The 24,064-nt window shown below is 38.4% G+C and carries 27 protein-coding genes, 1 other RNA gene and 1 pseudogene; 7 read left to right on the plus strand and 22 right to left on the minus strand.

Going from position 1 to position 24,064, the window contains the following annotated elements; genetic code table 11:
• From RM553_RS10130 to RM553_RS10145, 4 genes are all read right to left on the minus strand, one after another.
• On the minus strand, positions 1–779 hold a 779-nt coding region (locus RM553_RS10130; protein ID WP_311534808.1), incomplete at its 3' end, for an ATP-grasp domain-containing protein.
• A gap of 15 nt (positions 780–794) precedes the next feature.
• A complete protein-coding gene (locus RM553_RS10135) occupies positions 795–1,403 on the minus strand; it encodes a DJ-1/PfpI family protein (protein WP_311534809.1) in 609 nt (202 codons plus the stop codon).
• 6 nt (positions 1,404–1,409) lie between these two features.
• Positions 1,410–1,847, minus strand: coding sequence for a DinB family protein (locus RM553_RS10140; protein ID WP_311534810.1), 438 nt, complete (start codon positions 1,845–1,847; stop codon positions 1,410–1,412).
• A gap of 74 nt (positions 1,848–1,921) precedes the next feature.
• Entirely contained in the window at positions 1,922–2,680 is a 759-nt protein-coding gene (locus tag RM553_RS10145) for an HD domain-containing protein (protein WP_311534811.1), read from the minus strand.
• Between the two features lie 213 nt (positions 2,681–2,893).
• On the opposite strand from RM553_RS10145, the pseudogene RM553_RS10150 reads away from it, so the two are divergent.
• Positions 2,894–3,267 (plus strand): annotated as a pseudogene (locus RM553_RS10150) (TRAP transporter large permease subunit); the annotation flags it as partial.
• Positions 3,268–3,558: 291 nt separating this feature from the next.
• On the opposite strand, the gene RM553_RS10155 reads toward RM553_RS10150, so the two are convergent.
• The 8 genes from RM553_RS10155 to RM553_RS10190 form a co-directional block, all read right to left on the minus strand.
• Positions 3,559–4,017 (minus strand): GyrI-like domain-containing protein, encoded by a 459-nt coding sequence (locus tag RM553_RS10155; RefSeq protein ID WP_311534812.1) that lies wholly within the window; start codon positions 4,015–4,017, stop codon positions 3,559–3,561.
• A gap of 63 nt (positions 4,018–4,080) precedes the next feature.
• Entirely contained in the window at positions 4,081–7,200 is a 3,120-nt protein-coding gene (locus RM553_RS10160) for a PAS domain S-box protein (RefSeq protein WP_311534813.1), read from the minus strand.
• A gap of 455 nt (positions 7,201–7,655) precedes the next feature.
• Positions 7,656–8,102: a hypothetical protein gene (locus tag RM553_RS10165; protein ID WP_311534814.1), complete on the minus strand. Its 447-nt coding sequence runs from the start codon at positions 8,100–8,102 to the stop codon at positions 7,656–7,658.
• Positions 8,103–8,124: 22 nt separating this feature from the next.
• Positions 8,125–8,439: a nucleotidyltransferase domain-containing protein gene (locus RM553_RS10170; protein WP_311534815.1), complete on the minus strand. Its 315-nt coding sequence runs from the start codon at positions 8,437–8,439 to the stop codon at positions 8,125–8,127.
• A 10-nt stretch (positions 8,440–8,449) separates the two neighbouring features.
• Entirely contained in the window at positions 8,450–8,872 is a 423-nt protein-coding gene (locus RM553_RS10175; RefSeq protein WP_311534816.1) for a nucleotidyltransferase substrate binding protein, read from the minus strand.
• A gap of 310 nt (positions 8,873–9,182) precedes the next feature.
• Positions 9,183–10,430, minus strand: coding sequence for a site-specific integrase (locus tag RM553_RS10180; protein WP_311534817.1), 1,248 nt, complete (start codon positions 10,428–10,430; stop codon positions 9,183–9,185).
• 257 nt (positions 10,431–10,687) lie between these two features.
• Positions 10,688–11,087, minus strand: a transfer-messenger RNA (tmRNA) gene (gene ssrA, locus RM553_RS10185).
• A 1-nt stretch (position 11,088) separates the two neighbouring features.
• A complete protein-coding gene (locus RM553_RS10190) occupies positions 11,089–11,241 on the minus strand; it encodes a hypothetical protein (RefSeq protein WP_311534818.1) in 153 nt (50 codons plus the stop codon).
• A gap of 240 nt (positions 11,242–11,481) precedes the next feature.
• On the opposite strand from RM553_RS10190, the gene RM553_RS10195 reads away from it, so the two are divergent.
• Positions 11,482–12,690, plus strand: coding sequence for an NAD(P)-dependent oxidoreductase (locus RM553_RS10195; RefSeq protein WP_311534819.1), 1,209 nt, complete (start codon positions 11,482–11,484; stop codon positions 12,688–12,690).
• A 57-nt stretch (positions 12,691–12,747) separates the two neighbouring features.
• Here the strand turns inward: RM553_RS10195 and RM553_RS10200 are convergent, their stop codons facing one another.
• The 9 genes from RM553_RS10200 to RM553_RS10240 all read right to left on the minus strand — a co-directional run bounded on the left by RM553_RS10200 (position 12,748) and on the right by RM553_RS10240 (position 18,495).
• Positions 12,748–13,140: a ribosomal maturation YjgA family protein gene (locus RM553_RS10200; RefSeq protein ID WP_311534820.1), complete on the minus strand. Its 393-nt coding sequence runs from the start codon at positions 13,138–13,140 to the stop codon at positions 12,748–12,750.
• A 12-nt stretch (positions 13,141–13,152) separates the two neighbouring features.
• Entirely contained in the window at positions 13,153–13,767 is a 615-nt protein-coding gene (locus tag RM553_RS10205) for a DUF1361 domain-containing protein (protein WP_311534821.1), read from the minus strand.
• Positions 13,768–13,894: 127 nt separating this feature from the next.
• Positions 13,895–14,617 (minus strand): DoxX family protein, encoded by a 723-nt coding sequence (locus RM553_RS10210; protein ID WP_311534822.1) that lies wholly within the window; start codon positions 14,615–14,617, stop codon positions 13,895–13,897.
• Positions 14,618–14,623: 6 nt separating this feature from the next.
• A complete protein-coding gene (gene creD / locus RM553_RS10215; protein ID WP_311534823.1) occupies positions 14,624–16,003 on the minus strand; it encodes a cell envelope integrity protein CreD in 1,380 nt (459 codons plus the stop codon).
• Positions 16,004–16,033: 30 nt separating this feature from the next.
• Complete coding sequence (locus tag RM553_RS10220) at positions 16,034–16,798, minus strand: oxygenase MpaB family protein (protein ID WP_311534824.1); 765 nt, start codon at positions 16,796–16,798, stop codon at positions 16,034–16,036.
• Positions 16,799–16,818: 20 nt separating this feature from the next.
• Positions 16,819–17,103, minus strand: coding sequence for a hypothetical protein (locus tag RM553_RS10225; protein ID WP_311534825.1), 285 nt, complete (start codon positions 17,101–17,103; stop codon positions 16,819–16,821).
• 22 nt (positions 17,104–17,125) lie between these two features.
• Entirely contained in the window at positions 17,126–17,449 is a 324-nt protein-coding gene (locus RM553_RS10230; RefSeq protein WP_311534826.1) for a hypothetical protein, read from the minus strand.
• Between the two features lie 77 nt (positions 17,450–17,526).
• On the minus strand, positions 17,527–17,853 hold the full coding sequence (locus tag RM553_RS10235; RefSeq protein WP_311534827.1) for a winged helix-turn-helix domain-containing protein: 327 nt from the start codon (positions 17,851–17,853) through the stop codon (positions 17,527–17,529).
• Complete coding sequence (locus RM553_RS10240) at positions 17,854–18,495, minus strand: hypothetical protein (protein WP_311534828.1); 642 nt, start codon at positions 18,493–18,495, stop codon at positions 17,854–17,856.
• A 167-nt stretch (positions 18,496–18,662) separates the two neighbouring features.
• On the opposite strand from RM553_RS10240, the gene RM553_RS10245 reads away from it, so the two are divergent.
• Positions 18,663–19,436 (plus strand): endonuclease/exonuclease/phosphatase family protein, encoded by a 774-nt coding sequence (locus RM553_RS10245; protein ID WP_311534829.1) that lies wholly within the window; start codon positions 18,663–18,665, stop codon positions 19,434–19,436.
• Between the two features lie 36 nt (positions 19,437–19,472).
• Positions 19,473–20,303, plus strand: coding sequence for an endonuclease/exonuclease/phosphatase family protein (locus RM553_RS10250; protein WP_311534830.1), 831 nt, complete (start codon positions 19,473–19,475; stop codon positions 20,301–20,303).
• 73 nt (positions 20,304–20,376) lie between these two features.
• Here the strand turns inward: RM553_RS10250 and kdsA are convergent, their stop codons facing one another.
• Positions 20,377–21,195 carry a 3-deoxy-8-phosphooctulonate synthase gene (gene kdsA, locus RM553_RS10255; RefSeq protein ID WP_311534831.1) on the minus strand — a complete coding sequence of 273 codons (819 nt, stop codon included), beginning with the start codon at positions 21,193–21,195 and terminating at the stop codon, positions 20,377–20,379.
• 211 nt (positions 21,196–21,406) lie between these two features.
• On the opposite strand from kdsA, the gene RM553_RS10260 reads away from it, so the two are divergent.
• The 3 genes from RM553_RS10260 to typA all read left to right on the plus strand — a co-directional run bounded on the left by RM553_RS10260 (position 21,407) and on the right by typA (position 24,051).
• Positions 21,407–21,892, plus strand: a complete 486-nt coding sequence (locus RM553_RS10260) for a DinB family protein (RefSeq protein WP_311534832.1) — start codon at positions 21,407–21,409, stop codon at positions 21,890–21,892.
• 33 nt (positions 21,893–21,925) lie between these two features.
• Complete coding sequence (locus tag RM553_RS10265; RefSeq protein ID WP_311534833.1) at positions 21,926–22,123, plus strand: hypothetical protein; 198 nt, start codon at positions 21,926–21,928, stop codon at positions 22,121–22,123.
• Positions 22,124–22,248: 125 nt separating this feature from the next.
• On the plus strand, positions 22,249–24,051 hold the full coding sequence (gene typA, locus RM553_RS10270) for a translational GTPase TypA (protein WP_311534834.1): 1,803 nt from the start codon (positions 22,249–22,251) through the stop codon (positions 24,049–24,051).
• Positions 24,052–24,064: the final 13 nt, after the last annotated feature.

Consider the following 24,064-nt stretch of genomic DNA (forward strand, 5'->3'; position numbering starts at 1 on the left):
AGTTCAATAAGGACAAATGTATTTTCCACAATAAACCCGTCCACCCGTGCATAAAGAAGAGGTCCGGTTACTTCTTCCAAATAAATTTCAGCCTGTCGCTTAACGCTTGTTGAAGGATCGAAAGGCTGGACTTTTCCGCCATATTCGGACTGGACTCTAAAGTCCCCGGGTGCCGGTTTTTTGACTACGGCATGTGAGAACTGGCGATTAATAAATATCATGGATATTTCTCCTTTTGATTCTACTTCTTTAATAAAAGGCTGGATGATCAAATCCTGCCGGGCGACCAGATTATCAAAAGTCTTCTGAAAATCTTTAGCTTCATTTCTACTGATTTTGTAGGTATGATGTGAGTTCAGTGAAATAGCCGGTTTAATAACTATTTCACTTTGATAGTTGTTGCCCGACCAGAGGCCACTGAGATTATGGAACTGGTTTTTTCTTATTAATTTGGTGGGGATGACCGGAAGATCCATGTCCTGATAGTCTAGTAAGTACTCCTTGTGCAGGTTACCGCGCATGGTTTTTACTGGATTAAGTACTTTAATGTTATTACTCACCAGTACTTCAAGCCATTCCATGAATCTTTCCGGATTCAAATGATAATCCCATACGGACCTAATGACCAGTATATTGAAATCATCCCATTTGATCAGATGATCATCCCAAACCACCGGTTCCACTTTATTACCTTTATTTTCTAAAAACCGCACTACCGGGATATCATCCGGGAATAGGCCCGGATATTTTTTGCAGGTAACAAATCCTATTTCTGACATGCTCAAATACGATTCCTAATAAACATTTTCTTCAAGACAATATTCCATATAATCGGCGGTCGTTTGTTTGATCTTATTACCGAGTAATTTTTCTATTATAAAAAACGAGAGATCGATACCTGCGGAGATTCCTCCTGAAGTTAAAATTTTCCCATTGTCCAGATATCTTTTGTCCGGTCTTGGCCTTGCAAGTGGTGCTACTTCTTTCATATGATCGTATACGCCGTGATGGGTGGTGAATTCCTGGTTATCCAGGTACCCGAGTTTTCCCAATATTCTTGCTCCTGAACATATACTCAGGGCAAATTCTGATTTCTGGATTAATTCGTTCAATTTTGTCATTACTTCTGTATCTTCGATCAGTGTTCTGGTTCCTGCTCCTCCGGCAATAATTAAAATATCTATTTTGGGGCCACTATCTAATGAATATTTTGGATTTACGGAAAGACCGTTAACGGTATCAACGGGTTGAAGATCTCTGGCAAGCGTAAACACATTAAAAAATTCTTCATTATGTAGTTCCGAACACACAGAGAATACTTCAAAAGGTCCGGCAAAGTCGAGTACCTCGACCTGGTTGAAAATAAAAATTCCGACATTTCTTTTTTTAAAATGATCTTTCATGATAGTTTATTTTGGTGTTCTTTTAAAACCTATGTAGTCAGTATATGGCGGTTCCTTTTCCAAAGCTCTAATAAGGAGAGCCAGTTGACCGCGATGATAAGCGGAATGATTCAAAATATGGAACAGGATTTCCTCCACGGTGTTTTCAAACATTTCACCTTTTGAATTCGAATAGTTTATCCTGGTCTGCATATCCTTACCGTTGATTATTTCGAGGGATATCTGGAAATTTTTTTCGTTGATTACTTCCCAGTCTCCCGGTTCAATATTTTTCCAGGGATCTATTTTTTTTGGAAAAATACCGTTGATCCTTTCATTCCATATCTGGTGGGCCTGTAATACATGACCAAAAATAGAATTAGTCTTACTACTATTCAGGCGGGATAGGGTAGAAATATAAATCTCGTTGGCTTTATAATTTTGTTCAAAGAAATCCTTGTTCATATATAATGATTTATGATACCAGGGCCATATGGAATATTTGGGGAAATTATCCATTGATAGGCCATGGCATCTATTTATAAAAGTTCCAGAGTCATTTGTTTACGGTCGAGTTTATTATTAAGAGCTTTTTTTACGAAACCCATTTTTAAAAGGATATGAGCTCTTGATGATTCCACATGGTCGAAGTGTTCCATGGTATGGGTGATTTCTTCTTTAAAACCCTCCCGTGGATAAGTTCTGTGAATATCGATTATGAAAGGATGTGGAAGTTTATGATAGCCGTGTCCGGCCACATCAAGGACAGCCCCTTTGGCAAGCAAATAAGCTTCGGGACCTATTTTTTCTTTATCTACACTAGGGTTGAGATGATGGAGGACAGCATTTTTAAGTATTTCAGCTTCCTGTCCTGATAGCTTATTTTTAATTGCAAAAGAGTGAATATAATCTGCTCCGTGTAGTGCAAAACATTTTTGGCTGCATATATGATTATGGTTTTCAGAAAGTGCGATATCATGAAGGATGGAGGAGATAAAAAGTAACTCGGGATCGAATTTTAAATTTTCAACAAGGCCCAGCCCGGAACTCCAGTAAAATGTACGATAGCAATGTTTAAGAAGTCTTTCCGAATAATTGGATTCCGCTTCTTCCAACGCCTGAAACACTATTCGGGAATCTGGTATTGATATATTCTGAACTCTAAAATGTTTCTTCTCTTTTAATCCTGACCCGTAAAGAATTCTGGAAAAAGAATTCTGTATTTCAGCTTGGATTAAACCCAGGATATATTTCTTTTTTTCCCTCCGGTTCAGGCTTCCATTTTCTAAATAATTCATAACGATATGATTATATTCATGATTTAACCCAAATTTGAGTAGAAATTAGATGTTTTTGCTTGATTTCGATCAAGAAAGAGTTTCTACTTATTGAAATTAAAAACTGTTTATATATTATTTCAATATACCGGAAAGATATCCTTAAAAATGAAAAACCCCATAAATCCTGGGATTTCGGGTTTTTTGTTTGCTACTCAAAAAGTGGAGTCGGTAAGCGCGGCGCTGCTTGGCCTTAGTGAAACAAGTACGTGATTTTGCTCATTATCAACCTGCTGTTGCTGTTTGTAGGGACCTTTATGGATATGACGCCCGCGGTACTCATCTTCACCCCGATTTTCTTACCGGTAATGGTAAATCTGGGGGTAGACCCTGTGCACTTTGGGATTATCATGGTAATGAATTTATGTGTGGGATTATGTACCCCGCCTGTGGGCGCGGTGCTCTTTATTGGTGTGGGGGTAGCCAAAACTACCATACAAAAGGTGATGAAACCCCTGTTGCCGCTGTACGTGGTCATGGCAATCGTACTGCTGCTGGTCACTTTTATCCCCGCCATCAGCCTATGGCTGCCAAGTTTATTTGAATAAAAATGTAACATATTTCCGCTAAGGGCTCTTATCAAACTTTGAAAAATGCTTGAAGCGGGATTAAGGATTTATGTTCAACCTAAAACGGACCTGGGAACTGTAATAAATGTAGCAGATAAAAGATCAAAGTTTTTATAGGGGATTATTAATTTGTATCGATTACCCTTTTTAAGCCTTCCGCAACAAGGTAGTGGAATATAGCTTAACCTTGACAGATTATGACGAGATTCATAATTTACCTGAGGAAAGACCCAAGGTTGTTTTAGAATGGGTAAAAATAATGTAAGCGAATCAATCAGTAACTGAGATATATACATCTACTTCAGCATCACTCCAGTCTTGACTTCTTTCATCATACACCTCATAATCAAATCCATATGTGCGATTCAAATCGGAATTCCATATTTCCTTCCATGTTTCAGTTATACAACCAGTCATTACACCTTTGGCAGTATACTTACTATACTTCTGCTCTGGGATAATGAGCTCTTGAAGATTTTGAGGTGTTTTTGAGGTTATATCTACCTTGCATCCTATAAAATAAGAAAAAGAATATTTTTCTTTTTCGTAGTTAAAATAGACTGCATAAATCTCATTCGAAATTTTTTCAGGAATTCGGTCGAAAATTTTATGAACCTCAAATTTCTGCCATAAGTAACCACAATCTTTCTGAGATTGTTGGTGTTCATTTGTGGTTTTACCTTGTAGTTGCAATCCCACTAATTTGAATTTTTTTTTCTTTTCTCTCATTAGCTATACATTTTTCTTGAGTTTATAAAACTGAAGTTATCATCATCCATCAATAAAATCTCGCTATTCTTGATTTTTAATCATTTTAGTGCTGTCATTAATTTCACGAATTACATCATCCAATTCATTAGCCGACTCAGTTATCATTTCCATAATTTCTTTCGTAGGTTCGCCCTCTCTATTAATTTCATTGGCCAAATATACCAATCCCATAATTCTTGTTAATGGTTCGCGTACCACATGGGATTGAAGCCAGGCAATATCCCGAAGTTTTTCATTTTGCTTTTTGATGCGTTCCAAATGCTGCCGGGAAGTTGTTACATCTAGAGCAGATCCTACTGAACGAAGAGGATTTCCCTTTACATCTCTAAGAATATGGCACCGGTCAATAAAATAGCTGATAAACCCATCTTTAGATTGGATTCTGTACTCACTTCTCCAGAAAGTTTCCTCCTTATTGTTTAAAGTGTTGTTTAAAGTTGTCCATACCTCATCTCGATCTTCAGGGTGAATTCTTTCAAACCAGTAATTATTTTTAGAAAAAACCTCTTTTTTTTCATAGTGGAAATTTAGCTCATAATTCTTTCCTCTGAAAATTATTTGATTAAGGTGATCAATTTCCCATATTAGTTCATTACTGGCTTGCATGGCTAACCTGAACCTTTCATTGCTTAGGTATAATTGCTCTTCATATTCCTTTCTTTGCGTGATATCCTGTACCGTTCCTTCTATGCGGAATGGGACACCATGATCATCTGTTAAAAGCCTTATTTCCTGGTGCACCCATTTTGTCTTCCCCTTTCCTGTTAAAATCCGATGTTCAAAACTTTGTACTTTACCGGCTTCCAAATGCTCTCCGGGATCACTTTCTATTAAATAGCGATCATCTGGATGAAATGTTTTAGTAACATTTTCCATCGTTGGGATGAAATTCTGAGGGGAGTATTCATAGATGCTATAAGTCTCATCATTCCACACCGAAACATCCGAACCGAAATCTCTAACCCAATATCCTAGCTTAGCAATTTTTTGAGCCGTTTCTAAGCGCTCATATGCAACTTGTAATTCTTCTTTAGCTAATCGTTGGTCCGTAATATCTTTGGCAACTGCGACAATTATTTTAGATTCTGAAACCAGTGTCCCATTCCATATGAGCCATTTTATAGCACCTTTGCAAGTTATAAATCGGGCTTCAAATGGTTCGGTGGAATTACTCTGGATCGATAACTTAAGCCGATTTTGTGATTCTTGCTTATCTTGACTATGAATAAATTGAAATATAGGTGTAGTGAGTAAAACAGTTTCGTCATAACCCAACAAACTTTGAAAAGCGTGATTAAACTTTTTAATGTATCCATCAAAGCCAATTATACAGTGGGGGTCTGGTGAAATGTTGAAGAAATTTCGGTATTCGTTTTCAGTAATCTTTTGTTTTATAACTGGACCGAGTTGTTGGGTGACCTCAGTCAATAGGTGTAATTCCTCTGAAAGTTCATCTCCATGATATGTTGAAAAACATATTATACAGCCTATGAACTTATTATTATATATAATAGGAAAGCCTATACCTGTATTAAGATTAGAGACCTTTGCACCTTCTGATCGATAAAAAAGTTTGTTATTGGAAATATCCTTCCACATTAACGGACTATTCTCATTCCAAATATGGCCAGGAAGGCCTATGCCCTTAGAAAAGGAAGTAAACTCTTTAGATCTTTGATTAAATGCATTAAATTGTTTATTGTGTGAGGAAAATGCAATCAAATCTAATCGGATGTTGTCTTCAGAAATTAACCAAATTTCACTAACATTAATTTTATCTAATTTACCAATTTTATTGAGTCCCTCCTTTAAGCTGGAAATTAACGTCCCTGGTTGCCCAATAGACAAGATTAATGCAGCTGAGAGTTCATCAATCTGCTTTTTTTTAACTTCTGTGGTAACATCATGGCTGTTAGCCACTATGCCATTTATATTTGGAGTATTAAGATGATTTGATAATTCAGTTCTAACCCATCGCCAGTTCCCATCTGCATGTTTAAAGCGATAGGGCTCGATTGAAATCTGCATTGATTCCAGTATCTCCTCAAATTTTATCTTTAAGCGGGAAATATCTAATTCGTGGATATAATCAAAGGCATTTTTACCTATAAATTTCTCAGGAGAACTTCCCAGAATTGAACTACTTGTAGGAGCAACATACTTATATATCCCTTCTTTGTCAACAATGGCAATTAGATCCTTGCCATTTTTTATCAAGGACTTAAAGCGTGCTTCACTATAGGTAAGTTTCAGATATACTTCCTGTTGTTTTATTACATGGCCTAAATTCGCGGTTAGAGTATTTAAGAATTGAACTTCATCTTCTGAGAATTTTCTTGTTTTACTGCAGTCACCAAAACCAATAAAGCCCCAAAAAATGTCATGAACCCATAATGGCATTGCGATAAAAGATTTTATCTTATGTTGCAATAAGAAGTCCTTGATTTTCGAAATTGGAAGCTCAGCAACTATAGCTTCAGAAAATCTTTTTTGTTTAAGAGGTTCCATTAAGGATTGAAACTGGGAAAATGCGATATTTTGAATTTTGGGGTATTCTATTGGTGAGTTAATACGGCTCCATTCTAACCTTTGGGAGGACGTTTTATCATTTAAATTATTTTGGAATAAATAAATACGGTCAATATCAACTGTTTCACCTACAATTTTAAAGCATGCTTTAAGAGACTGGATCCATTCATCAGATTTAAGTAATAATTGATTTATAGAGCTAAGTCCTATAAGATAATTCTTTTGAGTTTTAATTTTTTGCTCCTTTTCATAACGATCGGTTAAATCAATAGAAGTTACTATTTCGCACTTTTTTCCCTGGAAATCTATTAACTTACTTTTTATTTGAACATGCATAAGTTGTCCATTTCGCTTCTGATGCCTAAAAATACTTTCTTTATAAAGATTGGTTCGTGTTTTAGCTTCTTTTACTGCTTTTTCAAGTTTTGAGATTTCTTCCTTAGGACGGATATCTTTGATAGTCATATTAAGAAATTCCTTTTCACTATAGCCATAGTGATTAATTGCTTCTTTATTTACAGCTAAAAAACGGAAATCTTCGAAGTTATAGATCCACATGGGAAAAGGTGCGAGATCAAAAATCGATTGGTAATCTGATTTATATTTTAACATTGTAGGTTAAACATTAATTTGTTTAGGATGTGGTGCATTATTATAAACTTCAAATTTAACAAAAATTTAAATCCTTGATCCTTCTAATTTAATGGTGCCTCTTTTTAAAAGAGTTTAGTTTTATCTAAGGAGGCCGGGTGAAAATAAAGGAGATGGATTTTTGGGAATTCAAAAGCATTCAACTTTAGTAGTTGAGCTGGACGTTGATTGGAAAATAATGGTTTTAAAAAATATAAGAATGACAAAAAAGGCAGTTTGTTTTGGAGAAGTTCTGGTCCCTTACCAATTTGGAACTGGTATTATACTAGTCCAGTTTTTGGATTAGTGTCTAAAGTTTAGTGTTGAATTTTTAAATTCCCACTTTTCAGCTATTTTGGAATTTTGTGACGCCCATGGATACTTGCTTCGGTAGATATTTTTCCACCTTGCTTTAAAAAGGACAAGAATGTTAGGCATCATCCTTTTCTTAATAATTCCTTTGCCCTGTCTATAGCCATACAGCATATATTCCCGTAAGAATCTTCTCCCTGCTCCACAAGCTGATAGGAATTTACAAATTGATAATAAGCAATAATGGCACGGGGATGCTTTTTTGCTTCCAGCAAGGTACGATATGAAGAATTTCGAAGATCTTCTCTTATGATATCATCAACATACCTTTTAAGCTCCTCATCAGAAATGAGTATTTCTTTATTGATTTTTCGCCTAAATGCTAATTGCCGCTGCCTTGAACCATGCTTATCAATGAGATTTCTCAACACTCCTTTTTTATAGGCTTTAAAATCATTAATATCACGAGAAGGTGATGCAGAGAGAGAACCTCCATTTTCATCGGGAGGATAAAACCAAAATCCTTTTTTTAGTTCTTTTTTTAATTTTCTGGGTATTTTAAATTTTTTCATTTTTAAAATGATGAGCTCTCAGCTATTTTGCTATGGGTTCCTTTACATACAATTGCTTTCCAAATGTATCAATGTGTGTGACCAACTCTGGATTAGAGAGTTTTTGATATATGGATAAGTCCATCGTATAGGGCAACATTAGGTCATCGAGTTTTCTCTCAACCTCAATTAATTCATTAAAATTGAAATCTGCTTTTAAGGTAATATCAATGTCAGATCCTTCCCGGTAAGTTCCCAAAGCCCTGGAGCCATAAATAACTGCCTCTTCAATTCCTGGAAAAGAATTGAATACCTTTATTAGTTTCAGAAGTACATGATCTTTTAATCCAAATTCCATAATAAACTTACTATTCAGCAGACTTTTGGATGTTCAGCATCTTTTCTTTAAAGTTATTAAAGAGAGCTACATATTCCTTTAAAATGGCATTTACTATTTCTATCGCAGTTTTTTCATCATAGGTGTGAGTAGTCATGTTGCGACTAATGATCATATTCATCCAGGCTTCTCCGTTATTGATTAACCCAAATTTAAAAGCCTCACGGGTGGCATCCCTGCTCCCTCTAATTTCAGGATTGCCTTGATAAGCAAAATAATCTTTCATTACATTCCAGGCCAGCTCGTGGGTAAATTCAAAGGACTGAATTAGACCTTGTCTTTCAAGTTCTGAGAGATCTCGTTCTTTGCTTAATTCTGTTGCCTTATTTAATTGGATTAAGGCTTTTTCATAATTCCTAAGGCGTTGATGCCACCTGATATCTTCTCGGGCCATTCTGGAAGGTTTCTTTTACAAATGTAATTATTAAGAACACATTCTGAAAGTTCTGGTGCTGAAAGCAAAATTCTAAATTAGAAAAAATTTCCCTTAAATCAGTATTCAGAAATGAAGACCAAAGAGCACACAACCCGCCAAATTTATTGTAGTGTTCCAGAGCTGGTTCACTACTGATCTGCTACCAATTAATGAAGTTGTATGTTCTAATATCTCATTGGATTTATACTTATCGAAATTTTCAACCATTTATAATTTATTTTTAATATTCCTGTATCGTAAATAATAAGTTGGGCTATTTCGATAATACTCATTTGATTTCTTTAGAAGGATTTTTCTCTTTAGCATCCAATTTTTCTCTTAGTGCTTTCATATCATCACTAATTTTCCGATCCACAATCTTCGCATAATGCTGGGTAGTTCTTAAATCCTGGTGCCCCAACATTTTACTTACGGATTCTATGGGCACGCCATTGGTTAAGGTAATAGTAGTAGCAAAAGTATGACGGGCCAGGTGAGTGGTGAGTGGTTTGGTAATTCCGCACAAGGCCGCAATCTCTTTTAGAAATGCGTTGGACTTCTGGTTACTTAACACAGGTAGAACATACTTGCTATTTTTTACTTCAGGGTGATCTTTATAACGGTCTAAAATTTCTTCGGCAACGGGTAGCAGAGGGATGCTGCTCAAAGATTTTGTCTTGGTTCTCTTAATGCGAATCCACTTCCCTCCATCAATCCCTTTAGTGATATCGGTACTGCTCAGTTTTTTCACGTCAGAATATGCCAGACCGGTATAACAGCTAAACACAAACATATCCCTCACCAGTTTTAGTCGATCCAGGTGAAGATCTTTTTCGATCAGCTTCTGCACTTCCTCTTCATTTAAAAATTCTCGTTCCACTGTTTCAAACTGGACTTTGTAATTATAGAACGGGTCACGGTCCATCCACTGGTTGGCCAAAGCGATTCGAATGATCTTTTTAAAATTGTTTACGTACTTCAAAGCGGAGTTATGATTACACTCCCGCTTAGTCTTCAAAAAGTACTCGAATTTAATGATGAACTGGTGGTTGATATCATTCATCGGGTAATCATCAGTCTTATATTCTTCTTTGAGAAACTGCTCAACATGATTATAACATGTCCAGTAACGCTTTGCGGTGCTTTTAGAGATGCTTTTGCCTGAAAGGCGATCCATTTGCTCATTATGTTCTTTAAATACCTCCAGGGTCATTTTAGGCTGTGGTTTGTTGTCGCCTTTTAATTCTGCGATCATTATTTCAGCCGTAATAGGTTGATCGTTATCTGATAATATCTGGTGAATCTTATTAAGCTTATGGCGAAGGTTATTGATATGAGTGTTGATTTCTTTCTCGTTTGGATTATTCCCCATTACCTTTTGTAGTTTGGTACTCCAGTATTCCGGTTGTATCCTACGGGATATACTGTATTCCGTTCTTTTCCTGTCAACCGTAAGTCTCAAGTAAATAGGTGCAAGCCCTCGTTTATTTTTCTTTTTTGCGAGGAGGTGAAAATGGACGTGGAAATCAGTTCTCATAAGCTTTAAAATTTTAGGTCTCGATTGGTCTCCCAAAGTACCTAAAAAGGGCTTACGATTTTAAACTTTAACTTTACGTAAAGAATTGAAAAACAGTATTTTGATGGCTTAGCGAGACCCCTTTTTTGGTTTCTCAATAGGTCACCGTATTGGTCTCGTTTCAGGTGCAATTATTTGCCATCAAATGACTTCATTAAAAATGAAAAACCCTGTAAATCATACATTTACAGGGTTTTTGTTGTTAGCTGGTAGCCAAAAAGTGGAGTCGGAGGGGTTCGAACCCTCGTCCAAACAAGCAATTCAGCTGCTTTCTACACGCTTAGTCTTCGTTTGGTTGTCGATGCAAAGCCGGCCGAAAACCACCAACTTTACACGTATCCTCGCTTAAATTTCGGAATCTCATCAAGGCCCTGAAATTCCTATATTTACTTTACCGGTGCCCCTAATGCGAATGCCGTAAATCAAGGCCTTCGCGGGACATCTTGGCTCCCTGCCTTGCAGGGACTAAGAGTAACCTACTATCATTCGGTTACGCAGCCAAGGCGTAGTTATTCTCGCCGTTTAAAAAAGTCTGAAATATGAGATTTACGAGCTATATCCCAGCGCTCGACGTGCTTACAACTCAATTAGACTCGCTGTCAAAACCAAGTCGACCCCATTATGTAAAGAACATCTCGAAGTACGAATTAAGAAGTGTGAAGTTAGAACTTTCAACAATTCGTACTTCGTCCATCATACTTCTAATTTCAATCATGGCGTTTCCCCGCTCAGGCGGGGCCGGGCTTTCCGCTTCAATCTTTTTGCGCGTCATGCTGAGCATGTCGAAGCGCGCAAAAAGGATTTCCGCTTCAATCCCTAACGCATGTGAGTTTCAATTCAATAATCCGTCATTCTTGAGTTATTTCAGAATCTCATCCAATGCTGAAAAATCAAATTTCAACTCTCTTATTTCAAAGAAACCCCCACCATAGTTTCCGGTGGAGCCTGCAAAGATACAGAATTTAATTAATATCTTTGAGACACTTCAAAATTGTGCAAAACCCATACCAAAATGATAAAATTCGGAATCATCAAAGAAAGCAAGACCCCGCCAGACCGCCGCGTGGTTTTTTCACCTTCAAAATTAAAAGAAGCGGCAGAGAAATTTCCGGAGGCAGGTTTCAAAGTTGAATCCTCTGATATTCGTATTTTCAGCGATCAGCAGTACCGGGATGTCGGATTTGAAGTTTCCGAAGATATTGCAGATTGCGATGTGATGCTGGGCGTAAAAGAAGTTCCCATCCCGGCGCTAATTCCGAATAAAAAATATTTTTTCTTTTCTCATACCATAAAAAAACAACCCTATAATCGCGATCTTTTACGGGAAATTCTAAATAAAAATATCGAGCTTTACGATCATGAAGTAATCATAAATGAAACAGGAGCAAGACTCATTGGTTTCGGCAGGTATGCCGGTTTGGTGGGTACGTACAATATTTTTCGCGCAATCGGATTAAAAGAAAACAACTTTAGCATTCCCAAGGCTGAAACTTTGCCCGACCTTAATGCCATGCTGTCAGAACTTGAGAAGATCAGAATCCCGGTGTATAAATTTGTGCTTACCGGCAGCGGGAAAGTGGCCTATGGGGCAAAGGAAATCCTGGATCATCTTCAGATTAAAGAAGTAGGGGCAGGGGAATACCTGGGGCAGGATTTTAATGAGCCGGTTTACTGCCATATCGATGTGCTGGATTACAATAAAAGAAAAGATGGTTCTACAGGAACTATTGAAGAATTCTTTCAGCATCCCGAAAAGTATGAATCCGATTTCTGGAGGTTTGCCGTAGCCAGTGATGTTTTTATTGCCGGGCATTTCTATGGCCAGGGGGCTCCCGTATTTTTTACAAAAGAAGAGGCGAAAATGGCCGATTTCCGTATCAAATATATTGCCGATATTTCCTGCGATATAGCCGGACCAATTGCCAGCACCCTCCGCCCATCAACCATCGCCGAACCTCTTTACGGCTACAATCCCGAAACCGAAGCTGAAGTTGATTTCCGCGAAAAGAATTCCATCTGCGTAATGGCGGTAGATAATCTGCCCTGCGAATTGCCCAAAGACGCCAGCGAAGGCTTTGGCGAAATGTTCCTTCAGCATGTAATCCCGGCTTTTTTTAATGGTGATAAAGACGGAATTCTGGAGCGCGCCCGAATGACGAAAAACGGCAAATTGACAGAACGCTTTAAATATCTTCAGGATTATGTGAAAGATGAAAAGTAGTAACATTCCCGCGGCATTGCGAGGCGATAGCCAAAGTAGTCTTTTGTCAAGAACGAATTATGTTTTACTCGTTGCTGAGCTTCGATAAATTTCAATTCCTGCCGTAAATAGAATCCCCAAAGTATAAGCCAGCAGATCCAAAACCGAAAAGCTGCTTCCCAGGACGATCATCACCACTTTTGGCGGCTGGTACTGCAATACTTTTACAATATTGATTAGCTGAAAAAACTCCACCGCAAAAGAAAAAAGAAGTACTGCAATTAAAGCTTTATGAACAGAAAGATTACTTACTGTCATCAGGAAGCAATAAATCAGGATCACCACCAGGAAATCGCCGAGATAAGGCCTGATAAAATCATCTTTTATCCAGGTCGCGATAGATATTTCAATTAACAGCAGGATTAAAAAAGAGATGAAATAGGCATTTTTTGCACTTCTGTTAATATTCATCTTTTTGAAATTTCAGTTTTTGGAAAATAAAATAAAAGCCATCAGCAAGATCCCAAAACCAAAGGTGAAGAACCACACATGAAAATGCTCTACCGGGAAGCGTACAAAATTAAAGCAATCTTGAGCAAGATTAAATGGATTCTTCAGGATGTCCCAGGAATTATAACGGAGAAACCTTCCCAGGTAAATTCCGAAGGAGCAGAGGAATAAGATCAAAATGTCCAGGAATAGTTTGCTGATATTTTGAAATTTTAAAGATAAAACTCTGCCTGTTTTCTGCATGGAAGAAAATCCGAGGTATAAACACAGCAGCGCAAAAAGAGAAATCATTATAGCATCGTAAACAGGTAATTGCGAAGTTTTTACATGAATAAGATCTGTAATCACATAGAAGGAATTCGGTAAAAACAGAAGCCAGAGCCCGAAAAAAGTATAGAAAAATCTATTATTCCTGGTTTCCAGATACTGAGATATCAAAAATGGAACGCCCGCCAAAAATAAATTCCAGATGAGGAAAAAATAATAGTAGTCTAACGTAAGGCACCACCGCAAGACCACCAGCGAGCAGCAAAAGCCACCGGCGCCAACTAATTCCTTATTGTTTATTATATGTTGGGATATTTTCATTTAAAAATTTTAATACGAACAAGAGCCAGGAATCAGGAACCCACGAAATCCTGAATCCTGAACCTTGGATTTTAAATCTTGAACCAGGAGCAAAAAACTGCGAACCTGGAACTACAAACTTTAACTTCTATTTACTAAAATCCTCACCATATCTTTTTAAACAATCGTCCAGCGAATTCCCCTCGTTATGAATGCACTCACAAAAAGCGATACAGGCTTCCGGATTACTACTATCCGGGCACTGGTCTTCACAATCTGAGATCATATTCCGGGGCATGATAGCTTTAAAATTCATGGTAACAACCATGGCTACCACAATTGCCATGACTATAAACACACCAGTTAAGAATCTAAAAGGAAATTTGTTGCTGCGGGTGCTGAAATCTGGCAAAACTCCCTTAAAGGCCGATTTTTTAAATGGTAAAATGAACTTTATCCGATGCCAGTCCCAGCAAATTAAATAGAGGTTGGCCAGCACCATTAAAGGGGAAGTTAAGATCGAACCATCAAAACGCACCGCAAATGAAAGTACCGCAATATTTAGAATAACTGGAAAATAAATTAAGGCTCCCAACAAAGCGGTGCGGGGAATAAGCAATAAAACCCCGGCAAGCATCTGCAAAACTCCAATAAAAGTATAATAATAACCGGTATGGAAAAGCGCTTCCAGGTAATGCCCCATGGGATGGTTGTTGGATAGGGAGGTAAAACGTTCGCCGTTTACCTTTATAAATCCGGCGAAAATAAAAGCGTAGGCAAGTGCGATCCTGACCAAAATGGTGAAATGACCAAGCCATTTGTTGCTGCGGACTTCAGCATGAAAACGGTCAAATTTTGAAATTGGTTTCATATCGGATTAATTTTCCCAGTCAATTTTTCTTGAGGTATACATCACTCCGGCAAGGATCAGAAACAGGCCTATGCTGCCTACCAGAAGCGCATAACTTTCCAGTTGAATAATGATATAAATAAAAGCGTATAGGGAGGAAAGGGACGTTCCTGTAAAAATGGGAAATTTCCAGCCTTTTAAAATACTTTTGGAGTACAACGTGATCATCAGGATTACGGCAGTTCCGGCAATCAGGTAAGCTTTAAGAAAACTGCTGTGTTCAGAAATGGAAATCAGCAAAGTATAAAACATCACAAGACCAAGTCCTATCATTACATACTGAAAGGGATGAATGGGAATTTTGCTGAGTGTCTGGATCAGGAAAAACAGCAGGAAAGTTAATCCAATAACAAGAAATCCATATTTAGCGGCACGTTCACTTTTTTGATATTCATCCACCGGGATCATAAAATTAACTCCAAAGGCATATTCTGTAAGGTTTGGCAGCGAGTTCATAAAAACCTGCGAAAAAGGCCTGTTGATGTCAAGAATTTTCCACTTCGCCTTAAAACCTTTCCCCGTGAGCTTGTCTTCATTATACGGAAGAAAATTACCGGTGAAATTATTGGTTTTCCAGTTGGAACTAATCTTAGCTTCGGTTATTTTTCCTACCGGAACAAAATTGATTTGAGAACTGCCGTTAACTGAAAGTTTCATATTGAAGGAAACCGGCTTCGTTCTTGGCAACGCCTCTTGCTTCAACAATTCACTTTCCATAGAAAACAATTGTCTTTCAGGTCCCGGAAGGGGATTTTGTTCCCGGTATTTAGAAGTAAAATTGTAATTGGCATCTGCAATATTGATATTTACCTGTTCACTCACTCCCTTTAGATTGGAGATCTGAAAGATAATCCTGGATTTTTCCCAGAGAATATTTTCTTCTGCCACATTTTCTTCATTAAAATCTGGAACCGGAAAAATGCCTGTTAAGACTGTTTGACTTTTATAAACTGCGGTTTTATAGATCCCGCGTTTCTTGATTTTGGGATCTACAAGCGCTTCTATATTTAAATTCTTCGGAAGGAAATAAGCGTATTTTACTTCTTCGATGCTTTCCGTAGTCACTTCTTTGGTCTGGGAATTGGAAATAGATTTTTCGCGGAAGCTGCGGTACGGGATTTTTAGTATTGGTCCCGAAAACAGGACTTCGCCACCCCACTTATCATTAATTTCTGATATAACATTTTCCTGCCTTACAGCCCTTTCCCTTATAAGATCCTGGACAAAAAGCAGCGGGATAAGCAGGATAAGGATAAGGGCGCCCACCATAAACATTCTCGCGGTAATGGAGTTTTTGAGCCAGTCGATTATTTTGTTGCCGGTGTTCTGTGAAGATTGATCGTTCATTTTTTGATTGATTTTAAGTGATGAATTATTTTATGCCGGTAAATTGTCCAGCGCCCGGATTTCTTTTTTATAGGCAGATGGAAGGATGAGTTCTTTAAGAAGCCAGTCCAGTTTGATGTTCCTGCTGAATTTGTAAATAAAGATTACCGGCTTTAATAAAGAGATTCGCCAAAAGCCCAGAAAATGCCGAACTTTTTTTGGGCAAATCAGGTTTTGTGTTTCCAGGAGCAGCCTGTAGCGTACAAAGCCCAGATGTTTCCGATATTGTTTAAAGAGATCCCGGGAAAAATCGCCCCTGTAAAGATGCTGTTGCAGGTGAGTATTTCGCATTTTTTCGTATGCTTCAAATGATTGCGGCAAATCCTTCAATTTCATGTTTTTGCCAACCCGGTAAAAAACATCAAAAACTTCCTGCTTTTCGGCTAGTGTGAGTTGGCGTTCCAGCAATTCAAAAGACCTTATAGAATAATCTATAAGCATAAAAAGTACATCGCGATAAGCCCAATCCGGTATTTTTGCCCCACGGTTTTTTTCTACGGCAGCATGAGCAGAATTTATTCTTCCAATCGCTTCCAGGGCGGAATTTTTTTCAGAAAAAACGATGTCCCGTGCATAAGAAACCGTGGAAAATAGCCTTCCCAATGGATCCTGCGGAAGCCTGCCTGTATAATACAGCCAGTCCACCGCTTTGTTCAGCGCAAATTCGGCAGAGGCGCCGGCGAAAATGAAAAGAATAGTATCTCCATTTCCCCAAATCTTACGAACTATTGAATCTTTATCTACAAAATATTCCATTATTGTTGAATTTATTGAAATTAACTTCCGGCAAAGGGAGTCCCAAAAATACCCACGGCCAGTTCTGCCCAGGTTAAGAATAAGGCTGCCAGAATCATTCCACAGGCAATTATCCTGTTTTTTGTAGTAGAAAATTTTCGTAAAGCGAATTCAATAGCCACCCCCGAACCAAAAAGCAGAATCCCAATGATCACAAAATCCCGTAAATCCCAATCTACTCCGCTGTCGAACTGCATGGCGATGAGGGGAAGAAGTAAAATTCCCGCTGCAATCCCTAAAATGATAAAAAGTCTTGTGTTTTTCATGATATAAAGTTTTAGTTAAGATTTAATCCCAAAGCCCAACCTGGGCAAGCGCAAAAACAAGGCTTAGCCAGAAAGAAACGAGGAACAAAACAGCACTGAATATTTTCGGAATAATCCGTTGAGTTCCCTGTGGTTCTAACAAATCGCAGCACAAATAATAAGCGGCACCTGCACCGGCGCCGCCAATGGAAATGGAGCTTGCGGCAATCCAAAAAAAGTATTCCACTTTACCAAACATCATCAGGAAAACTGCCAGTAATAATAGAGCCAAGCCGGCGCCGGTCAATGCCCGTTTCAGAAAAATTTTAAGATCCAGGCGGTACTTTAATTGATTTTGTAGTGTCATATTAAGGTTTTTAGAGGTTTGATTAATTTTATTTAAGTACTTTGAATTTCAAAGTAAATTGATAAATTTTTTTGTGATCATTCTATCCCTTTATTTTTGTTGATCTCCTTGCCTGAAGTCAGCAGTTTTTCCAGGGCATCCAGGTGTTCCTGGAAAGCCTTCCGACCCTTGTCTGTAGCCAGGTAGCGGGTATTTGGTTTACGATTTATGAATGATTTCTCCACTTTTATATAATTTTGTTTTTCCAGTGCCTTTGTATGGCTGGCGATATTCCCGTCTGTCGCGCCTAATAGTTCTTTAAGTGTCGTAAAATCAGCAAACTCATTCACCATGAGAACACTCATAATCCCCAGCCTGATACGATGATCGAAGGCTTTATTTATGTTGCCGATTATATTCTTCATCTAAGCTTGTTTTCGCTCGTATTTGTTGTACATCACGACCCCGTAGATGATGTGAAAAACTCCAAATCCAAGTGCCCAGAAATACAGTCCGTAGCCAATAAACTGCGTGGCAATAAGCCCTATAATTACATTTGCATATCCCAGGGACCGCAAATCGTTAAAGGTATACTTGCTAGCATTTACAAGCGCCATTCCGTAAAAGAGCAGCATGGCCGGGGCGATGAGTCCTACAAGTTCGTACTGCAACAAAACCAGGCAAAAAAGCCCGCCGGCACTCAATGGGCCAAAAAAATTAGTAACCAGCCTTTTACTGGTGCTGTCCCATATCTTTTGATTGTTCTTTTTCGCTTTGCGGGTGGTGAGGAAAATGGCAGTGCTTATTGCCAGCACAAGAACCACAATGGCAATAAGGATGAGGTTAGTCCTTAGTTCAGTATCTTCTGTAGTAATATCAAACGAATTATAGACATTTTCATAATTACTGCCATAATCCGATAGAAGCATCTTTGCGATTACAGCACCTATAATTGCATAGATACCCGCAAAAACCCCGGCCAGTCCACTAAGGGAAATAAATCGCGAAGAGCGGCTCATCATTTCCCTGATCTCACTAAGATCATTCAGATACTTTTTATTCTCCATTATAAAGTACTTTTAAATACAAAGTAAGTAAGAATATTTTAAACTTTCCCACTTTTTCTGGATTTTTTATTCCTGCCAGGGCGATTAGTATCTTTATGAAAATTTAATATGCCGAATAAAATATTCCTCTTAATTTTCAAATCTGTTTCAAACTTTAAACCGGACACATGAAAGTAATGACCTATAATATTAAGTATGCCAATGAAGATGATGGCGAAAACAGCTGGTCTTTCAGAAAAGAGGCACTTACAGGGCTTCTAAAGTTTTTTGAGCCCGATATTATAGGTTTACAGGAGGCTCTGCAGGAGCAACTGGCATATTTTCAGGATAACTTAAAGCGGTACGAATATGTAGGTGTGGCTAGAAAGGACGGCAAAACTGAAGGGGAATTTAGTCCGGTTTTGTATCGTTCAGATAAATTTGAAGTGTTGCATAGCGATACCTTCTGGCTTTCTGAAACCCCTGAAAAGCCTTCAAAAGGGTGGGATGCCGCCTATCCGCGAATATGTACTTATGCCATTTTTAAACATAAGGAAACAGGGAAAAAGTTCTGTTTCTTTAATACGCATTTTGACCACAGGGGAGATGAAGCCAGAAAGAAAAGCGCCAGATTGATCTATAAGAAAACTGAGGAATTAAATAAAGAGAACCTGCCTGTTATCCTCACAGGGGATTTAAACCTGGAACCACAGGCGGAAGGAGTCCAGTATCTTGCTGAAAAGTTCCTGGATAGCAGGGAAGCTTGTAAAACCGAAAGCTTTGGGCCGGAAAAAACTTTTAATGCCTATCATTTAGATGATGCGCCTATCAGTCGCATAGATTACATTTTTATCAGCAGGGAAGGAGTTGAAATTGAAAAATATGGCGTTCTTAATAATTCTTACGATCAAAAATATCCTTCAGATCATTTTCCGGTAATGGTAGAACTTCAGCTAAAATAATTTTCCTAAGCCTTGTATATTTAAATTTTGAAACAAATGAAAAAATCTAAACTCTTCGCTCTAATTGCCATTTTATTTGCTTTATCCTCCTCTGCGCAGGTGAGGTTAATGACCTATAATATTAAGTATGCCAACGAAAATGATGGGGAAAACAGCTGGTCCAACCGGAAAGAATTTATTACTAATCAACTTAAGTTTTATGAGCCCGATATTTTAGGAGTCCAGGAGGCTTTGCTTTCCCAGTTGCAACATTTTACCAGTGAACTGGACGGTTATTCTTTTGTTGGAGTAGGCAGGGAAGATGGAGAGGAAAAAGGAGAATTCAGCGCAATTCTATATAAAGATGAAAAATATGAGGTACTGGAAAATAATACTTTCTGGCTTTCAGAAACACCAGGAAAAGTTTCTACCGGCTGGGATGCGGCGTTGCCAAGGGTTTGTACCTACGTCTTATTTCAGGATAAGGAAACAGGAAAAAAATTCTGGTCTTTTAATACCCATTTCGACCATATAGGGGAAAAGGCAAGACAGGAAAGTGCAAAACTTATTTTTTCCAGAATAGAAGAAATTAATACTGAAAACCTGCCGGTAATTTTGACAGGGGATTTTAATCTTGAACCGGGTACGGAGGGCATTCAATATCTTTCTGAAGAGTTGAACGACAGTAAAAAGATTGCAGAAAATGTTTTTGGCTCTGAAGGAACTTTCAATGGCTACAAATTTGAAGAGCCGGTTACCCGCCGCATAGATTATGTTTTTGTAAATGACCAGGTGGAAGTGGAAAAATATGCCGTGCTTACAGATTCTAAAGAGATGAGGTATCCATCAGACCATTTTCCGGTTTTTGTTATTCTAAATCTAAAATAGATTTTCCATATTGAAGAAAAAACCCCAGAGGTTTCGAAAACCTATGGAGTGTAGTTTTTTATCTTGAAAGAAGCTAAAAACTATTAACCGCCTTCCTGATGGCGACGAGGTTGGTCAGCAATTTTTCAAGATGATCCAGGTGCAGCATATTTGCGCCGTCACTTTTGGCATTTGCAGGATCAAAATGAGTTTCCATAAAAAGCCCGTCCACACCTGCGGCAATTCCTGCGCGGGCAATAGTCCCAATCATTTCTGGCCTGCCGCCGGTAACACCGCTGCTCTGGTTGGGCTGTTGGAGGGAGTGGGTTACATCTAAAACCGTAGTAGCAAATTCTTTCATGGTGGGAATGCCTCGAAAATCCACAATCATATCACTGTAACCAAACATGGTTCCACGGTCAGTCGCCATCACATTAGGATTACCTGTTTCTTCCACTTTTGTTACTGCATGTTTCATACTTTCCGGGCTCATAAACTGTCCTTTTTTAAGGTTTACTGTTTTACCTGTATCAGCAGCAGCCACTACAAGATCTGTCTGTCTCACCAGGAAAGCGGGAATCTGTAAAATGTCTACATATTCCGCAGCCATGGCGGCATCGCTATTTTCGTGGATATCGGTAATTGTAGGCACGTCAAAAGTTTCTGAAACTTTTCTCAGAATTTTCAGTGCTTTTTCATTACCAATTCCGGTAAAACTATCGATCCTGCTGCGGTTTGCTTTTTTAAAGGAGCCTTTAAAAACATACGGAATCTCAAGTTTATCGGTGATTTTTACCACCTTTTCAGCAATTCTTAAGGCCATTTCTTCACCTTCAATAGCACAGGGGCCGCAAAGCAGGAAGAAATTATTGGATTCGGTATTCTTTATTCTTGGGATATTCTTCAGGTTCATCTTTAAAATATTATCGTATTAATTCCTCCACTTTTAGTCGTGCAATTTACCTGGCCTTCCTTAACAGGGAGAATTCTGTTACAAAGATAAGGGAAATAAGAAAGCCTGATAGTTTTCTAAACCGGAAGCACTTTAAAATTATTTACGCGGAAAAAAGGGACACGAGCTTTTTTGTTGTAAATTTCATTGTTATCTTTTAATCTGTTCAATAATGAAAATTCAGGAATTTTTGATCCCGGAACTTCAGTATGAAGTTACAATAACCGAGAAGTTCATAAAGCGCCTTCCGGAAGATAAAATGGATTGGAGGCCCCACCAGAAATCTATGACTTTAGGAGAACTCGCCAATCATCTGGCTGAAATTCCCAGCTGGATTACTGCTACCATGGAAATGGATGAAATGGACCTGGAAGGATTTAAATCTTCCAGCTTTAAGAAGGTGCCAAAAATTATTGAAGCGCTTAAACTGAATACTACCCAGGCTGAAATTGCCCTGCGAAAACCAGATACTGAGTATGAAAAGACATGGAAAATAATAAAAGGAGGTAAAGTTGTGCTTGAAATGCCTAAATTTAATGTGTTGCGTACCGTGGTCATGAATCAACTTCCTCATCATAGGGCGCAACTGGGGGTGTATTTTCGGTTGCTGGATATACCAGTGCCTTCCACTTATGGACCTTCTGCAGATGAAGTTTAATAAAAGCCTTATCTTACGGGAAAATTTTTCCGTATGAAAGTTAAAAAACTGATCGCAGAATATTTTACAAGAAAAAGACTCCTTACCAACGCTATCTTTTTGTTGCTGCTTTCCACCGCGCTTTTTGTTTTTAAGTCTGAAAAAGAGATTTTAGGAGCTTCTTTTATGGTGGCCAGTTTCATCTATTTTGCGCTATACCTGTATTTTTGGCTCAAAGCGAAAAAATCGTAAAGGTTTGAAATACAAAATGTTATTAAATTTCCTTCCTGATGTTAAGTTGCTGTAATTATCTGATATAATTATAGTTATTTCCTGAAAAATAACTGTACATTTGCAGCCTTTTAAAACAGGCTTGTATGACAGCTATCAGAAATATCGCGATTATCGCACACGTTGACCACGGGAAAACCACCCTGGTTGATAAAATTATGTATCATTGCCGCCTTTTTCGCGACAATGAAAATACCGGAGACCTTATCCTGGATAATAATGATCTTGAGCGGGAGCGCGGGATTACTATTACTTCCAAGAACGTTTCGGTAACCTACAAAGACACAAAAATCAATATTATAGATACTCCCGGTCACGCCGACTTTGGGGGAGAAGTAGAACGGGTGCTGAATATGGCAGACGGAGTATTGCTATTGGTAGATGCTTTTGAAGGGCCAATGCCACAAACACGTTTTGTACTTCAAAAAGCTATTGACCTTGGATTAAAACCATGCGTGGTGATCAATAAGGTTGATAAGGAAAACTGTACTCCGGATGAGGTTCATGAAAAGGTTTTTGACCTTATGTTTGAACTGGGTGCAGAAGAATGGCAGTTAGATTTTCCTACCGTTTATGGTTCAGCCAAGAACAACTGGATGAGCGAGGACTGGAAAAATGAAACCGATAATATCGAGCCGCTTCTGGATATGGTAATTGAGCATATTCCCGAGCCTAAAGTAGATCTTGAAGGTTCTCCTCAAATGTTGATCACTTCCCTGGATTTTTCTTCATTTACCGGAAGAATAGCTATTGGTCGCCTTCAGAGAGGAACTTTAAAAGAAAATCAGCAGGTTTCTTTAGTAAAGAGGGACGGCAGCATTAAAAAGACAAAAATTAAGGAACTTCACACTTTTGAAGGTCTGGGCCGAAGGAAAATTGAAGAAGTTCAGGCAGGAGATATTTGTGCGATTGTTGGGCTGGAAGGTTTTGAGATAGGCGATACCGTTGCCGATGCTGAAAATCCTGAAGGATTAAAAACCATCGCTATAGATGAGCCTACCATGAGTATGCTTTTCACTATTAATGATTCTCCTTTCTTCGGAAAAGATGGGAAATTTGTTACTTCAAGACACATCAAGGAGCGCCTTACCAAGGAGCTGGAGAAAAACCTGGCTTTGCGTGTTGAAGAAACAGACAGTGCAGATAAGTTTATGGTTTACGGCCGTGGTGTACTTCACTTATCGGTGCTTATTGAAACCATGCGCCGTGAAGGTTACGAACTTCAAATTGGTCAGCCACAGGTAATCGTTAAGGAAATTGATGGTGTTAAGTGTGAACCGGTAGAAGAATTGACTATTGATTTACCTGAAAATGTTTCAGGTAAAGCCGTGGAAATGGTAACGCTTCGAAAAGGTGAAATGTTAAGCATGGAAGGAAAAGGAGACCGTATGGTAATCCAGTTTATTATCCCTTCCCGTGGTATTATTGGCCTTAGAAACCAATTGCTTACCGCAACTGCTGGTGAAGCCATTATGGCCCACCGTTTTAAAGAATACCAGCCGCTAAAAGGTGGCATTCCTGAAAGACAAAACGGTTCTCTGGTTTCTATGGAAAAAGGAAAGTCTATTCCTTATTCTATCGATAAACTTCAGGATCGTGGAAAATTCTTTGTAGACCCGGGAGAAGATATTTATGAAGGACAGGTAATTGGTGAGAATTCACGCCAGGACGATATGGTGGTGAACATCACTAAAACCAAGAAACTTTCTAACGTTCGTTCTTCAGGAGCCGATGATAAGGCCAAAATTGTTCCGGCAATCAAATTTTCCCTGGAGGAAGCACTGGAATATATTCAGAAAGACGAGTACGTTGAGGTAACCCCAAATCATCTTCGGCTAAGAAAGATCTATCTTACTGAAAATGATCGCAAGCGTAACAAAATAATATAATTCTTTACATTGC

This window comes from Autumnicola tepida, assembly GCF_031846485.1.
Lineage (GTDB): Bacteria > Bacteroidota > Bacteroidia > Flavobacteriales > Flavobacteriaceae > Autumnicola > Autumnicola tepida.

Coding starts and splice junctions, on each gene's coding strand:
- RM553_RS10135 (WP_311534809.1), bottom strand. CDS start 1,403: ATGAAAGATCATTTTAAAAAAAGAAATGTCGGAATTTTTATTTTCAAC.
- RM553_RS10140 (WP_311534810.1), bottom strand. CDS start 1,847: ATGAACAAGGATTTCTTTGAACAAAATTATAAAGCCAACGAGATTTAT.
- RM553_RS10145 (WP_311534811.1), bottom strand. CDS start 2,680: ATGAATTATTTAGAAAATGGAAGCCTGAACCGGAGGGAAAAAAAGAAA.
- RM553_RS10155 (WP_311534812.1), bottom strand. CDS start 4,017: ATGAGAGAAAAGAAAAAAAAATTCAAATTAGTGGGATTGCAACTACAA.
- RM553_RS10160 (WP_311534813.1), bottom strand. CDS start 7,200: ATGTTAAAATATAAATCAGATTACCAATCGATTTTTGATCTCGCACCT.
- RM553_RS10165 (WP_311534814.1), bottom strand. CDS start 8,102: ATGAAAAAATTTAAAATACCCAGAAAATTAAAAAAAGAACTAAAAAAA.
- RM553_RS10170 (WP_311534815.1), bottom strand. CDS start 8,439: ATGGAATTTGGATTAAAAGATCATGTACTTCTGAAACTAATAAAGGTA.
- RM553_RS10175 (WP_311534816.1), bottom strand. CDS start 8,872: ATGGCCCGAGAAGATATCAGGTGGCATCAACGCCTTAGGAATTATGAA.
- RM553_RS10180 (WP_311534817.1), bottom strand. CDS start 10,430: ATGAGAACTGATTTCCACGTCCATTTTCACCTCCTCGCAAAAAAGAAA.
- RM553_RS10190 (WP_311534818.1), bottom strand. CDS start 11,241: ATGACGCGCAAAAAGATTGAAGCGGAAAGCCCGGCCCCGCCTGAGCGG.
- RM553_RS10195 (WP_311534819.1), top strand. CDS start 11,482: ATGATAAAATTCGGAATCATCAAAGAAAGCAAGACCCCGCCAGACCGC.
- RM553_RS10200 (WP_311534820.1), bottom strand. CDS start 13,140: ATGAATATTAACAGAAGTGCAAAAAATGCCTATTTCATCTCTTTTTTA.
- RM553_RS10205 (WP_311534821.1), bottom strand. CDS start 13,767: ATGAAAATATCCCAACATATAATAAACAATAAGGAATTAGTTGGCGCC.
- RM553_RS10210 (WP_311534822.1), bottom strand. CDS start 14,617: ATGAAACCAATTTCAAAATTTGACCGTTTTCATGCTGAAGTCCGCAGC.
- creD (WP_311534823.1), bottom strand. CDS start 16,003: ATGAACGATCAATCTTCACAGAACACCGGCAACAAAATAATCGACTGG.
- RM553_RS10220 (WP_311534824.1), bottom strand. CDS start 16,798: ATGGAATATTTTGTAGATAAAGATTCAATAGTTCGTAAGATTTGGGGA.
- RM553_RS10225 (WP_311534825.1), bottom strand. CDS start 17,103: ATGAAAAACACAAGACTTTTTATCATTTTAGGGATTGCAGCGGGAATT.
- RM553_RS10230 (WP_311534826.1), bottom strand. CDS start 17,449: ATGACACTACAAAATCAATTAAAGTACCGCCTGGATCTTAAAATTTTT.
- RM553_RS10235 (WP_311534827.1), bottom strand. CDS start 17,853: ATGAAGAATATAATCGGCAACATAAATAAAGCCTTCGATCATCGTATC.
- RM553_RS10240 (WP_311534828.1), bottom strand. CDS start 18,495: ATGGAGAATAAAAAGTATCTGAATGATCTTAGTGAGATCAGGGAAATG.
- RM553_RS10245 (WP_311534829.1), top strand. CDS start 18,663: ATGAAAGTAATGACCTATAATATTAAGTATGCCAATGAAGATGATGGC.
- RM553_RS10250 (WP_311534830.1), top strand. CDS start 19,473: ATGAAAAAATCTAAACTCTTCGCTCTAATTGCCATTTTATTTGCTTTA.
- kdsA (WP_311534831.1), bottom strand. CDS start 21,195: ATGAACCTGAAGAATATCCCAAGAATAAAGAATACCGAATCCAATAAT.
- RM553_RS10260 (WP_311534832.1), top strand. CDS start 21,407: ATGAAAATTCAGGAATTTTTGATCCCGGAACTTCAGTATGAAGTTACA.
- RM553_RS10265 (WP_311534833.1), top strand. CDS start 21,926: ATGAAAGTTAAAAAACTGATCGCAGAATATTTTACAAGAAAAAGACTC.
- typA (WP_311534834.1), top strand. CDS start 22,249: ATGACAGCTATCAGAAATATCGCGATTATCGCACACGTTGACCACGGG.